The organism is [Flexibacter] sp. ATCC 35208 (assembly GCF_001975825.1).
In the GTDB taxonomy this organism is placed as follows: domain Bacteria; phylum Bacteroidota; class Bacteroidia; order Chitinophagales; family Chitinophagaceae; genus Chitinophaga.
In genome coordinates this window covers 26,370-39,739 of sequence record NZ_MTKN01000043.1, presented here as the reverse complement: position 1 = coordinate 39,739, position 13,370 = coordinate 26,370, and the positions used below count along the sequence as shown (strand labels likewise).

At 44.1% G+C, this 13,370-nt stretch carries 12 protein-coding genes; 3 read left to right on the top strand and 9 right to left on the bottom strand.

Going from position 1 to position 13,370, the window contains the following annotated elements; genetic code table 11:
* Positions 1-49: 49 nt before the first annotated feature.
* On the top strand, positions 50-1,339 hold the full coding sequence (locus BW716_RS23665) for a DEAD/DEAH box helicase (protein WP_083726677.1): 1,290 nt from the start codon (positions 50-52) through the stop codon (positions 1,337-1,339).
* A gap of 60 nt (positions 1,340-1,399) precedes the next feature.
* Here BW716_RS23665 and BW716_RS23660 read toward each other — a convergent pair whose 3' ends face one another.
* Both BW716_RS23660 and BW716_RS23655 read right to left on the bottom strand, forming a co-directional pair.
* A complete protein-coding gene (locus BW716_RS23660; protein WP_083726675.1) occupies positions 1,400-2,131 on the bottom strand; it encodes a DUF481 domain-containing protein in 732 nt (243 codons plus the stop codon).
* 44 nt (positions 2,132-2,175) lie between these two features.
* Positions 2,176-3,165 (bottom strand): App1 family protein, encoded by a 990-nt coding sequence (locus BW716_RS23655; RefSeq protein WP_083726673.1) that lies wholly within the window; start codon positions 3,163-3,165, stop codon positions 2,176-2,178.
* Between the two features lie 42 nt (positions 3,166-3,207).
* Between BW716_RS23655 and BW716_RS23650 the strand changes: the two genes are divergently transcribed.
* Together BW716_RS23650 and BW716_RS23645 are read left to right on the top strand one after the other, a co-directional pair.
* Complete coding sequence (locus BW716_RS23650; RefSeq protein WP_083726671.1) at positions 3,208-4,074, top strand: diacylglycerol kinase family protein; 867 nt, start codon at positions 3,208-3,210, stop codon at positions 4,072-4,074.
* A gap of 359 nt (positions 4,075-4,433) precedes the next feature.
* A complete protein-coding gene (locus tag BW716_RS23645; RefSeq protein WP_083726669.1) occupies positions 4,434-6,839 on the top strand; it encodes an alpha/beta hydrolase-fold protein in 2,406 nt (801 codons plus the stop codon).
* Between the two features lie 197 nt (positions 6,840-7,036).
* Here BW716_RS23645 and BW716_RS23640 read toward each other — a convergent pair whose 3' ends face one another.
* From BW716_RS23640 to BW716_RS23610, 7 genes are all read right to left on the bottom strand, one after another.
* Complete coding sequence (locus tag BW716_RS23640) at positions 7,037-7,864, bottom strand: hypothetical protein (RefSeq protein ID WP_083726667.1); 828 nt, start codon at positions 7,862-7,864, stop codon at positions 7,037-7,039.
* Positions 7,865-7,877: 13 nt separating this feature from the next.
* On the bottom strand, positions 7,878-8,681 hold the full coding sequence (locus BW716_RS23635) for an alpha/beta fold hydrolase (protein ID WP_083726665.1): 804 nt from the start codon (positions 8,679-8,681) through the stop codon (positions 7,878-7,880).
* A 111-nt stretch (positions 8,682-8,792) separates the two neighbouring features.
* Positions 8,793-9,560 (bottom strand): hypothetical protein, encoded by a 768-nt coding sequence (locus BW716_RS23630; protein ID WP_083726663.1) that lies wholly within the window; start codon positions 9,558-9,560, stop codon positions 8,793-8,795.
* 219 nt (positions 9,561-9,779) lie between these two features.
* A complete protein-coding gene (locus BW716_RS23625) occupies positions 9,780-10,535 on the bottom strand; it encodes a hypothetical protein (RefSeq protein ID WP_143708993.1) in 756 nt (251 codons plus the stop codon).
* A gap of 135 nt (positions 10,536-10,670) precedes the next feature.
* On the bottom strand, positions 10,671-11,414 hold the full coding sequence (locus BW716_RS23620) for a LytTR family DNA-binding domain-containing protein (protein ID WP_083726659.1): 744 nt from the start codon (positions 11,412-11,414) through the stop codon (positions 10,671-10,673).
* Positions 11,415-11,418: 4 nt separating this feature from the next.
* Positions 11,419-12,384 (bottom strand): sensor histidine kinase, encoded by a 966-nt coding sequence (locus BW716_RS23615; protein ID WP_083726657.1) that lies wholly within the window; start codon positions 12,382-12,384, stop codon positions 11,419-11,421.
* Between the two features lie 116 nt (positions 12,385-12,500).
* On the bottom strand, positions 12,501-13,268 hold the full coding sequence (locus BW716_RS23610; protein WP_083726655.1) for a DUF1080 domain-containing protein: 768 nt from the start codon (positions 13,266-13,268) through the stop codon (positions 12,501-12,503).
* Positions 13,269-13,370: the final 102 nt, after the last annotated feature.

Here is a 13,370-nt window from a genome sequence, read left to right as displayed (position 1 = left end):
ACTGCATTGATAGCCTTACCAAAACATTTATCATTAAAAATATAAGATTTTGTCATTCGAACAATTAAGGCTCATAGAGCCAGTGCTGAAGGCGTTGAAAGAAGAAGGATACTCTGAGCCAACTCCTATACAGCAACAATCCATTCCATATGTATTGGACAAAAGAGACCTGTTGGGTTGTGCCCAGACCGGTACCGGTAAAACTGCCGCTTTTGCCATTCCATTGTTACAGCTGCTGTCAGAAACAACACCCGCTGTACAAAAAGGCCCAAGACCCATCCGCGCTTTAATCCTCACTCCTACCCGCGAACTCGCGATTCAGATCCAGGAAAGCCTGCAGGCTTATGGTAAATACCTTCCCCTGAAACATCAGGTGATCTTTGGTGGCGTATCACAGGTACCACAGGTAGAAGCACTACGCAGAGGCATAGATATTTTAGTAGCGACCCCAGGTCGTCTGCTTGACCTGATTAGTCAGAATATTGTCACACTCAGAGATGTTAAGTTCTTCGTGCTGGATGAAGCTGACCGTATGCTCGATATGGGATTTGTACATGATGTACAACGCGTGATCATCAAATTGCCTGAGAACAGACAGACTTTGTTCTTCTCTGCAACCATGCCGCCGGAAATTCAGAAACTGGCTGCCATGATCCTGAAAAATCCTGCGAAAGTAGAAGTTACACCCGTATCCTCTACTGCTGAAACTATTACACAATCTTTATATTATGTAAAGAAACAGGATAAACGCCACCTGCTCCAACACATCCTGAAAGATGATGCGATCAAAACATTACTCGTATTTGCCCGTACCAAACACGGCGCGGACAGAGTGGTGAAAGACCTCGTTAGATTAGGTGTGACTGCCGAAGCAATCCATGGTAATAAATCACAGAATGCGAGACAACGTGCCTTGAGTAATTTCAAGAACCGTCAGACCCGTGTACTGGTTGCTACCGACATCGCTGCAAGAGGGATCGATATCGACGACCTCACGCATGTGGTAAACTTTGAATTACCGAATGTACCTGAAACCTATGTACACCGCATTGGCCGTACCGGTCGTGCAGGTGCCAACGGTATCGCGATTTCATTCTGTGAAGAAGAAGAAAAACCATTCCTGAAAGATATCCTGAAACTGATCAACAGAGAGATCCCGTTAGTAACGGATCAACCTTTCCATGATCCGTTAGTAGGTATGCAGGCGGTAAAAGCACCCATGCAGCAAAACAGACCCAGGAAAATGCCACAAGGTGGTGGCGGCGGTTTCCACAGAAACAGACAGGGTAGTGTAAATGCTCCAAAGAAACATAGACCAAAGCCTCAGGCTGCGAGATAATACTATTTTCAGAGGTTCGCCATGGCGAACCTCTGAAATATCTTTCTACCAGCTGATACCTCAGAAATATTTTTCCAGCGTTAACCCATATGTAAATATTAAGTTCTCCCTCCCCGTTCGCGTTACCTTATTATATGTCATAGACGCTGTGATCGCTATCCACTTTCGCAAGGCAAAGGCTATATTATTCACTGATTTCAGGTTATAATCACTGATATCAGTAATATCTGGCTGGAAAAACTGTGTCCCATCTATCGTGACTATATTCGCAAAAACAAATTTGTAAGATATACGAACTGAATTGCGTACGGCATCGTACACATCATGCAATGTATCGTCTATAAAGAGATCCCCCTTTTCCCATATGAATCCATCACTTAATGAGAGATAAGCAGTTTTCCTGTCAAGGAAATTATAGGCTATTCCCGCACCTGACTGGAAACGATCGTTTATTTTCAACGAGAAACTTTTATCATAGTTCGCTAGTCCCCAGTAATAAATTTGTTTCACCGCACGAAACAGACTGACGTCAAGCGATGTAGAAAAATCATTGTTCGTGAGTTCACCGTTCGACTCTCCATACACCCAGCTGCCAAAACCGTTCATTACTATCTTTTTCCTGCTCACCCCTACCTTGAACATGTTGCTCAACAGGTAAGAATTACCTTCGTTGGTCTTGTTGATAGAGCCTGTGGATGCGAACTTCCCGTAGTAGTGTACCGAATCGCTGAACTGTGCAAAAGCAGTTCCGCATAAAAATATGGTGAATATTGTGATGATTATCCTTTTCATAAAACGATGCCTTACGCACAATTAATATGCCTAAAATCAATACCTTATATTAATCCAATGCGCCTGGAATGGTCTATACCTTCTTCACTGTGTTCGAAATAACATAAAGCGATCCCCTTGTCCTGCATGGCCTGCACGACTTCGCGGGTAGCAATGGCTTTGCTGTTTCGCACCTTGCGCAGGTATACAGCGATGATCTGTGTACCAAAGTGATCTACCAGTGCTTTGTAAATATTTGGATCTTCCTGCGTATCGTCGCCGAGTAAAATGAAGCGCATATCAGGGTAATGCTTGAGGATACGGGTGATGCGGGTGAACTTTGTTTTGTGTTTGTTTTGTCCGCTCTTTAATAATTGCCGGAGTGGTTTTAACTGATTTAATAAAAACACACCATCCGGTAAACCATTAAAGCGGATAAATTCTTTTATATATGCATACAGGTTCCATTCACTACTGGATACATAAAAGAAAGGATTGTTGGAATGACTGAGTAACTGATAATGCCGCACCACTCCTTCAAAAGGTTTGCGGGTACGGGCATTGCGGGTAAACAATACCTGCAGGCGCTTCACAATCTTTGCAGAGTGGGAAACGAGGAAGGTATCGTCGATATCTGAGATGCAGCCAAACTGTGTGTGATGTGGAATAATAACTACACCGGTGGTCTCCGAAACAGGGGAATCCACCACACCAACCATCCTTACCTGTACATTGTATATGCCTGCTTCCACCATGCGGGCGGGCTGCCATTGTAAATGGAAGAACCCGTCTTTTTCCGTTATGGCCGTGACTGCTATCCCGTCCCATTCCAGCATCACTTTGATGCCTGCCATCGGTCTTACCCAGAAGAGGCGCAACAATGCGAACATATTGACGAGAAAGAACCGGCTGTAGCGGGTAACAGGCCTCGGGCCAAGGGCAAGTACATGACCGAATATTTCGAGGTATTCTGCCCCTCCAAAGCCATTGTATACCCTGATATGAGGACGTGTCTCCATACCGAGCCATTGTAGAATTTTATTCCATGCTGTCATTCAGGCGCTGATTTTGTAATAAGAGCATAAAAATGGCAACCTATGCGGCTACTCTTTGTGATCAATCCTGTTTCGGGCGGCAAAAAGAAGGCCGATCATGCTACATTGATAAGGAATTTTTTTAAAGAACGGGCAGAAAAGATTGAAATATGCATATTTGACGGCCCTGCATCAGCGCAGGAGCTGAAAAAAACAATCCAACACTGGCACCCGGATCGTGTGGTGGCTGTGGGTGGAGATGGTACAGTGAAAGCAGTAGCGTCGCATTTATTACATACTCAGATCCCTATGGGTATCATCCCTGCCGGCTCTGCCAATGGCATGGCTGCAGAACTGTCTATACCCACGGAGTTCGAAAAGGCGATGGGGATCATATTGGAAGGAAAGGTACAGGTCATTGATGCGATCCGTATCAATCAACAGGAGATCTGTATACACCTGGGAGATTTAGGACTCAATGCACTCCTGGTAAAAAACTTTGAACAGAGAGGTATTCGGGGCAAACTGGGCTATGCGCTGTCTTCGATCAAGACCTTGTGGCAAAAGCAGTCTTTGCAGGTACAAATCAGGAATGCAGAGGTACACCTGTCGAGAGTGGCATTTATGATTGTGCTGGCGAATGCGCGAAGGTATGGTACAGGGGTGAATATTAACCCGGATGGCAATCTCAGCGATGGGTTGTTTGAGGTGGTGATCATCAGGAGACTTTCTTTGTGGGAGTTATTAAAGATGATCAGGAGATTTAAGCCTTTTGATCCGAGAAAGACGGAGGTGATACAGGCAGACCAGGTGACAATTATGACGCGTAGAAAAGCGCATTTCCAGGTGGATGGGGAATATTTAGGGAAGATCAGTTCAGTGAAAGCGGAGATAATGGCGAAAGCATTGCAGGTGTTGGTACCGGCATAATACATTTGCAGTGCCGCAGCATACCCTTTGTTGCACCTGCATAATACTTTGTGTGCCAGCATAATACCCTTGTGGTGCCAAAATAATACCATTTATAGTGCCGCATAATACCATTGTAGTGCCACAGAATACCTTTGTAACACCAGCATAATACTTTGTGGCGCCAGGATAAAACCATTGCAGGACCGCAGAATACCTTTGTAGCACCTGCATAATACCTTTATGACGCCGCATTATACCCTCTGTAGCCCCCACATAACTCCCCATTATTACCGCTCTTCAAATTACACCCATATCGGGCAAAATACTACGTGCATTTCTTCCCTCCACTTTCTATTTTGTTCACATAAATCAATTTTATGCGGCGATTATTATTTGCCCTGGCAATATTGGCGGGGAACTCTCTCTTTGCACAGGATGGTTATGTATTTAAGGAGGGATTAAGGAGTGGCGCCTGTCATCAGTATGGCAGAACGGCTTTGTTTACGGATCAACTGGCATACGCCATGAGCAATGGCCCCCTGCAGGCACCGGCGAATGGCAGTGAGTCATTTGATGGAGAGAAATGGCAGACAGTAACTGCTGGTGAGGATGGCACCTTTTCTGGAAAGGCTTTGACGAATGGATATATCTATGTAACGTACAATTCTCCGAAAGCACAGACAGCGATTTTAAACATCACCGGTCACCAGATGGTATATGTGAATGGTGTGCCACATGCTGGTGATATGTACCGCTATGGATGGATGTTTACACCCGTGCAGTTAAAGCAGGGTGTGAATGAGTTTTACATCCGTACCAGCCGTGGCTGGGGGCGTCAGGGAATGCGTGCGCAGCTCACGTTCCCAAAACAACCTGTGTATATCAGTGTGGCCGATTCTACGATGCCGTTTGTTGTGAAGGGTAAAGATAACAGTGGTTTATGGGGTGCTGTTGTTGTGATCAACACTTCGGACAAACCACTGAAAGGCCTACAGATAAAGGCGACGGTACAGGGCAAGACCCTGACTACTACCCTGCCTGAAATCGCACCACTGGCCACACGTAAAGTAGGATTTATGATGGATGCTTCTGCTGCGGGTAACGATAATAACAGTGTGGCACTGACGCTGAGCCATCAGAATAAAGTGATTGACAGTAAAAGTATGGCATTGAAGACGGTGAGTGCAAGCGAGCATTATAGCAGCACATTCGTAAGTGGAATTGATGGTAGCGTACAATATTATGCAGTATCTCCTCAACTGAATCCAACGGGGAAAGCACCGGCTTTGTTCCTTTCTGTACATGGTGCAGAAGTGCAGGCGATCAACCAGGCGAGTGCATATAAATATAAAGACTGGGGTGTGTTGGCTGCGCCTACAAACAGACGTCCACGTGGTTTTAACTGGGAAGACTGGGGCAGACTGGATGCACTGGAAGTGTTGAATATTGCAACCGCAACGTTCAAGCCGGATCCTGAAAGGATCTATCTGACAGGGCACTCTATGGGTGGTCATGGTACATGGATTTTAGGGGCTACTTTCCCTGGAAAGTGGGCGGCAATTGCACCCTGTTCAGGGTATCCGACTTTGATGGGATACGGTTCTGCAGATGGATTGATTCCTGATTCACCTAAGAATAACACCGAGCAGATCTTGCTGAGAGCGAGCAATCCAAGTAATACTTTTAAGTTAGCGAATAACTATAAGGCAGGTGGTGTGTATATTTTGCATGGGGATAGTGATCGTGTAGTGTCTGTAGATTATGCCAGACAAATGAAGAAGATACTGGCAGATTTTCATCCTGATTTTAGTTATTATGAATATCCGGGTGGTGAGCATTGGTATGGGGATACTTGTGTAGACTGGGGGCCGTTGTTTTCTTATTTTAAATGGCATACGATTCCGGCAGATAGCAGTGTGAAGGTGGTAGATTTTACTACGGCAAGTACCGCGATCTCTTCTAAGTATCATTGGGTGCAGGTATTACAGCAGCAACATGCGTTGGAGTATAGCAGGGTACAATTGCGTCGTGCAGGAAACAATATCAGTGGAACCACAAGTAATGTGGAAGTGCTGGCATTGGATCTGAAAGGATTTGATGGTGAAATTGTATTGGATGGACAGACAATAAAATATGCTGCTCATGGAGAGATATTGTATTTGCAGCATGGACCTCAGTGGACCATCGGAAAGGCACCAGCAGAAACAGATAAAGGTATTGTAAGAAATGGTACACTGAAAGAAGCATTTAATCACAGGATGGTATTTGTGTATGGCACGGCAGGTACGCCTGAGGAAAATGCATGGTCTTTAAATAAAGCAAGGTATGATGCAGAGACGTGGTATTACAGGGGAAATGGTGCGATAGATATTGTGGCGGATAAGGATTTCAAGGCTGCGGATTATGCTGATAGAGGGGTTATCATATATGGGAATGCGACTACGAATAAAGCATATGGATTGCTGTTGAAAAATTCTCCGGTGCAGATGAGCAGAGGTAAAGTGACTGTGGGTGAGAAGAGTTATACAGGCGATGCATTGGCAGGGTATTTTATGTATCCCAGAATGGATAGTAAGGTGGCTGCTGTGGCGGTGATTGGCGGTACTGGACTGAAGGGCATGAGAGCGGCGGAAGCGAATCAGTATTTTGCGGGAGGAAGTGGGTTTCCGGATTATATGATCTTCTCTGTGGAGTTGTTGAAGGGAAAAGAGACAGAAGTGAAGACGGCTGGGTTCTATGATAATGAGTGGAAGTTGAGTGTGAAAGATGAGATTATAAACTAAATAAAACATTCATGATAGAGGGAATTCTCCAACGGGGAATGAAAACTATTTTCAGTAAAAAAGAGCGTGTATCAAAAGTAAGATACACGCTCTTTTCATTCGGATACCTGATGGATCCAGGTTTCCATTTATGCAGTTCTAAGGAGGTTCATTTATTTTTGATTCATCCTTTTTTTACCGCAAGGGCCTGCGGCCGGCTATATAATTCTCTTAAATTCCCATAATTTTCCTATCCCATCTACCGGCATACAGGATACTGACAATGTATTTCCCGGTATCTCCCACCTCATATCCTTCATTTTACTATCCGGAGATGTAAATAGCAGTAAAGCTTCTTTATTGATCACCTCCTTATTCTCCGCACTATTTATCAACTTGCCCATCACTAACGATAATACATGGGGTGGTTGTTCACCGGAACGATCCAGATCGAGCAGACTTGCAGCTGCTGTATTCACCCAACCGGAATGCCCATCGTTACTAATAAATACCAGGGCTTGTGGGATGGTATGCATAATAGCAGTGAAGCGGGACACCGTTATATTAACTATGTGCTGGTTATGCGATTGCTGAAGAATTTCCTTAAACCGGCACCGAATAATTTCCAGGCATTCCCGTGCACTGGCATCAAATGTTTGCGGCTCACTCCACCCAAAGAGGATAATCGCATTCACACCCGGCTCTGTTACAGGCAATATAACGGCAGAAGAGAGCGCCTGTAATAAATCATCAAAGGCATTTTTTTCAGGGATCTGTGACCAGTATATTGTCTTATAATGATGTTGTTCCAGCAATGCTGTGAGCGGACCTGGGTTCAATATCAGATCATTCAGATAAGACGGGCTCGCTGCCTTTACTTTGGCTGTATAGGTATCCTCGAAATCAAGTTGCAGGGAGATATAGGCGCCAAACAACTCCCGCAGCAATGATATGCTGAAAGGAAGGAATGAAGTCGCATCCCGGTTCCTGTCCCAATCACTCGTCTGACTAATAAACGTAAGCGTAGTTCTTTCCCAGCGTGTCACTATAAAAAGCTGTTTATATAAAGGACTTAATAATACTGATCACCTCTTCCGGTGCACTCACATGGGGAAAATGCCCTTTGGTATGCACAATAGCCAGCTGGCTGTTAGGGATATGCTTTAACATATAGTCTCCTACTTCACTGGGTACAGCCGGATCGTCTGAGGTCTGTACGATCAGGGCAGGTATGCTGGATTTACCCAGGTCACTCCTGTGATCCATCTCAAAGATAACTTTTGCTACAGACAATGCAATATCTGCACGAATGGAGGATAAAGTTTTGGCAAAATTAGCCGCCAGCTCTGGTCTGTCATGGTTTTGCAACACGAGTTGAGCAAAACCGCTGGCCCAGGCGTAGTAATTGGTACTCATAGCGTGGTACAATTGTTCCAGTGCTTCCATGTTGAACCCGCCTACATAGCCGGTTTCAGGCTCATTCAGGTAACGGGAGCTGCTACCCAGCAGCACCAGTTTATTAAAGTAAGATGGATATTTTATAGCGGAGAGCAGGCCTATCATACCGTTGACAGAGTGGCCTACATAGATCACGTTTTCCAGTTTTAACTCCCGGAGCAGGTCTCCCATATCAGTTACATACCCCTGAATAGAACTGTAGCGGGAAGGGCTGAAGGCATTGATATCTGCCTGACCACCACCTACATTGTCGAAGAGCACGATCTTATAATCAGCTTCAAATGCCTTGACCAGTGGCGCAAATGCGGTCTGGTCAGAACCAAAACCATGACCAAAGATGATAGTTTGTGCGGCATCTGCTTTACCACTAACATGTACGTTATTCTTCGCCTTTACTGTGTGCATATATAATAACGGGGGTTGCATCCGGTAAGCTAAAATAAGGAATTAAAAGAGCGTCCAAAAACAAAAAAGCTCACACCGATGGTGTGAGCTTTTTTTATTCAATCATGTGTATTACCATGTCAGGTCAAAGCTGCTACCACCTGTGATAGTAAATACAGCTTTATTGCTACCCTTGTACACAATTGTACCTTCATAGCTGAAAGATTTACCGGTAGTAGTTGTACCAGTGATCTTAACCGCAGCAGTACCAGAAATGATCTGCAGGGTGGTTTTGCTAACTGTTACATCAGTAGCAGTATATTTCAGTGTACTATAGAAAGAGTTACCGCTACCATCTTTTGAGATCAGGGAAGCCTTGTTGTCAAACGCCTGATTGAATACCAGGTTTTTACTTGCATCATCCAGACCGGTGATAGCAAAAGTAGCAGCTGAAGTATCAGCCACAGAGATCTTGGAAGTACCCAGTGATGTCTTTGCTGCAAATGTAAAGTTGAATGACTGGTACTGATCAGCAGCACAGGTGATCACAAATTTGTAAGTGTAATCAATGCTGAAAGTGGTAGACGCATTTGCATCAGAAGAGAATTGGAAAGAATCTTCGTCGGTATAACCGCAATCATCACCAGTTGTCTTTGCACTTTTACGTGCACCCAGGTAGAGAGATGCTGTTGTAGCTGCTGCTGAAGTCTGAGCGGCTACACCACCATTGGTTACTGCGGAATTTACTACAGTTGCTACTTCTGCCTGGCTTACCGCTGGCTGACTGCTTTCTTTGTCGTCCTTTTTACAAGATGGCATTACTACAGACATGCCGGCTGCTACACACATGAATAACAGGGCAGCTTTACTGCGCAACAAGGGGTTGCTCATTCTTTTCATAGATGAATTTTGTTTAGTTTAGAATATAGTAAAAAGGAGTAGGCTATTTTTTATGTCCCCCTTTTCGCATGCTAATATATAGTAAAATAATAATATAAACGACTGGTATTGATCCTTTATTGTGTATATGAAGAAATAAAGAACTGCTTACCAGGTAGTAAGCATAAAAAAGCCTCCACCAGAAGGCGGAGGCTGATTGTATACTTTTGTCACAAATGTTTATTCTTTGATCCAGGACACGGTGTACTTTGTATCGTTCAGTACCAGTGATGCCGCATCATTGCCTGAGAATGTCAGTGTTCCTGACAAGGCGAATGATTTACCACTAGAGCTTTCACCTTTGATATTTACGGTAGCCGTACCAGATACGATTCTCAGTGTTGATTTATTGATATACATATTGGTAGATGTAACTGTCACTGTGCTGGTGAACTTGTGCATCTTCCCAATTTTGGATTGCTGTGTACCTGTACGGATATATGTCTGACTCGCCTTGTAGAAGGTACTGTCGTCTGACAGACCGGTTACTACAATTTTGTTGGTCACACTATCATCAGAAGACATGCGTGGGAAATCATACAGTGCTCTACCAGAAGCGTTGAATTCATATTGTGTAGGTACATTTTCGGTACAGGCCAATTCCCAGTTCCAGGTAATTCCATAACTCCATGTATAATAGGTAGCCGTATCTGAGTTAGCGCTGGTCAGCGTTTTTGAAATCGGAATACCACACTGGTCTGACAGTTTGCCGGCCTTGCGCTCACCGTTTGCTGCGGATACAACACTCATGGCTGCATTCGTCTGCACAACCAGACCGCCACCTGAACTGCTGAAAGACTGGCTGATCGCTTCTGCCATTTCATCGGAAGTGATGACGCCATCATCTTCATCCTTCTTACAGGAAAAAACCATCATGGCCAAACCCGAGAGCATTAAAAGGGAAAGGACCGTTTTACGCACGCGTCGTGTTTTCATAGAATCACATTTTATAGGGAATAATAAATAGGTACTGCTAGATAGTCATTATTTTCTTAATATAAAAGCATTCCCGCAATTTAAATTGGGCTTATTTTATTATATGTTAGCTTCTATTTTGCAAATGATTGAGAATCACACGTTCATCCAATTTTTAAATTCAGGCACCCGCGCCTTGCTGATTAAGATCTGTTCTTTGGGCGCTGGATGGACCTTTAGGGCCAATCTGCCATTGAAATAAAAATCAACTTCCTGAATAGCACCACGTTGTACAATGAACTGCCTGTTGGCCCGGAAAAATACCGCAGGATCCAACTGTTGTTGCAACTGTTCCATTGTAAAGTCGATGATGTATTGTTTATTATCGACGGTACCGGCATACACCAGTTCATTTGCCGTGTAAAACCAGGCAATGTTACCCGCAGACAGGGGAATGAGCTTATCCCTGTTGTGTACCAAAAAGGATTGTTTATAGGATTTGAATTGCGCCACCAGTTGCTGCATCTTACTATTATCACGCAGGCGATTATATTTCTGTAAGCTTTGCTTTAACTCACTTTCATCAAATGGTTTGAGAATGTAATCAATCCCATTTGCTTTAAAGGCCTGTAAGGCATAGTCATCGTAAGCGGTCACAAAGATCACTGGGAGCGTTACGTTCACCTGGCTAAAGATGTCGAAGGACAGGCCATCGCTGAGACGAACGTCCATAAACAGGAGTTCGCATTGCTGCATGTTGTCATTCAACCAGGCCACGGATTCAGCTACACCCGGCAGTATAGTCAATACTTCTATTTCCGGTGCAATGTCCTGAAGCATGTGCCGCAGATTGCGGGCAGTGGCTGGTTCGTCTTCTATGATCGCTACGCGTAATGCCATATTTTTATTGCAAAGGAAGTGTTACGATGAATGCCGTGGCTGTTTTTTCGATATTGATTTCCTGCTGAAGAAGGATCTTATATCGTTCGTTTAAATTCGATAAACCTATGCCTGTACCGGGTTCTGGAAAATGAACCGGCTGCAGGTTATTTTTTACTATCAGTTCGTTTTCTTTCAATGTAATTTCCAGCAGTAACGGTATCTTATTATGCTTGAGGGCATTTTCTACCAATGGCTGGAGTGACATGTGAGGAAGTAGGCGGTGCAGCTGTTCTTCCGGTATATTTATATTGAGTTGAAACCCTTCTTCATGACGCATTTTCAGCAATGCAGCGTACGAGTTGACGGCGCTGATCTCTTCTTTTAAAGGCACTAAACCAGTATCTTCTTTTTGCAATGAATAGCGAAAAAAACGGGATAGCTGGTTGATGTAATATTGTGCCTTGACAGGGTCTTCACGAACGACTCCGGAAAGACTGCTAAGGGCATTGAAAAAGAAATGCGGTTGGAGTTGCCCCTTGAGTAAACTCAGTTCTGCTTTGAGGTAAGCGTTGCGGAGCCGGTCGTTTTCAAGTTCTTTGAAACGGGATTGACGAAGGATGTTGACTACACGGACCTCTATCAACACTAAAATAAGTGTAAGTGTCAATTTAATGCCTAAGCCACGACCGGGCAGGAAAAAACCGGCGCCGTAAAGGTGCTTTTGAATGGTGAGACCGATGGTAAAAAAGAAGAGTAATGCTAATAGATTTAATAAGTGTGTGATGACTTTGTTGATCTTAAAAGTATCACTGATGTAAAAAATAACGAGACAAAAGATAAGGTTAAAACCAGTTTGGAATATAACTTCAGATAAGTTGAATGGAACAAAGCGGGATATAGGTGTGTTTTCTCTTAGTGTGAAGAGTTTAGGTATGTTGAGTGCCAGTGTGATGAATAGCGAGCTATATATGTAGAGTTGTCTTCTCATTGATGGCAAAATTGCAGTATCGCCCTGCTAAAATTATAGAAATAAAGGTGAAGCTGCAAAATTGAGGGGTGGACTAAAAAAAGCGCCTTTGCCATCAGGCAAAGGCGCTTATAAAATTACAATTCTCTGATCCAGATGTTTCTAAAGCTCAAAGGCTCGCTCTTATCCCCATGTGCCTGTAATTTGATCGGACAAGCACCATGTGGTTTTTCATAAGAAGCCTTGCCAATGTATTTGGTAGGGCCCTGCAACACTGTATTATTTTGTACCAGTATACCGTTGAAGAACACGGTCACACGGGCAGGACTTTGAACAGAGCCGTCAGCATTGAACTTAGGCGCTGTCCAGATCACATCGTAGGTCTGCCATTCACCGGGCTTTTTGTTCGCATTTGCCAGTGGAGGTGTTTGCTTGTAGATACTACCTGCCTGACCATTTACATAGGTCTTATTGTTGTAGTTATCCAGGATCTGCAACTCATATCCATCATCACCAGGGCCGGTGGAGGCTAAAAACAACCCGCTGTTTCCCCTACCCTGTCCGGTACCGGTTATATTCTTTGGTACCCGCCATTCAATATGCAGTTGGTAATTCGTAAAAGACCTTTTCGTTTGTATATTTCCAGTATTCTTTTCCACAGTCAGGATACCTCCGGATACCTTCCAGGCTGCAGGCTGGGAAGGATCTTTGACAGAAACCCACTGGTCCAGGGTTTTGCCATCAAACAAAATAATTGCATCGGAAGGTGCGTCTGTGTTAATCTTACCGGGGGTTACTACAGCAGGGACTGGTTCCCACACTTCTGTGTCTTCGGGTTTGGTCTGCGCAAATAACGTGGCTGAAAGCGCAACAGCCGCTACTGTTGCAAGCGTTTTCTTATACATGATCACTAAAATTTAATTCTCTAAATTAAAAAAGCTATCGACAAATTACAATCCGGCTATCATATTTCTTGTAAAGTAGCTATCTCCTTAGTATCTTCATTA

Excerpts from the sequence above, each read along its gene's own strand:
- BW716_RS23660 (WP_083726675.1), bottom strand. The coding sequence starts at position 2,131 with ATGAAAAGGATAATCATCACAATATTCACCATATTTTTATGCGGAACT.
- BW716_RS23655 (WP_083726673.1), bottom strand. The coding sequence starts at position 3,165 with ATGACAGCATGGAATAAAATTCTACAATGGCTCGGTATGGAGACACGT.
- BW716_RS23650 (WP_083726671.1), top strand. The coding sequence starts at position 3,208 with ATGCGGCTACTCTTTGTGATCAATCCTGTTTCGGGCGGCAAAAAGAAG.
- BW716_RS23645 (WP_083726669.1), top strand. The coding sequence starts at position 4,434 with ATGCGGCGATTATTATTTGCCCTGGCAATATTGGCGGGGAACTCTCTC.
- BW716_RS23635 (WP_083726665.1), bottom strand. The coding sequence starts at position 8,681 with ATGCACACAGTAAAGGCGAAGAATAACGTACATGTTAGTGGTAAAGCA.
- BW716_RS23630 (WP_083726663.1), bottom strand. The coding sequence starts at position 9,560 with ATGAAAAGAATGAGCAACCCCTTGTTGCGCAGTAAAGCTGCCCTGTTA.
- BW716_RS23625 (WP_143708993.1), bottom strand. The coding sequence starts at position 10,535 with ATGAAAACACGACGCGTGCGTAAAACGGTCCTTTCCCTTTTAATGCTC.
- BW716_RS23620 (WP_083726659.1), bottom strand. The coding sequence starts at position 11,414 with ATGGCATTACGCGTAGCGATCATAGAAGACGAACCAGCCACTGCCCGC.
- BW716_RS23615 (WP_083726657.1), bottom strand. The coding sequence starts at position 12,384 with ATGAGAAGACAACTCTACATATATAGCTCGCTATTCATCACACTGGCA.
- BW716_RS23610 (WP_083726655.1), bottom strand. The coding sequence starts at position 13,268 with ATGTATAAGAAAACGCTTGCAACAGTAGCGGCTGTTGCGCTTTCAGCC.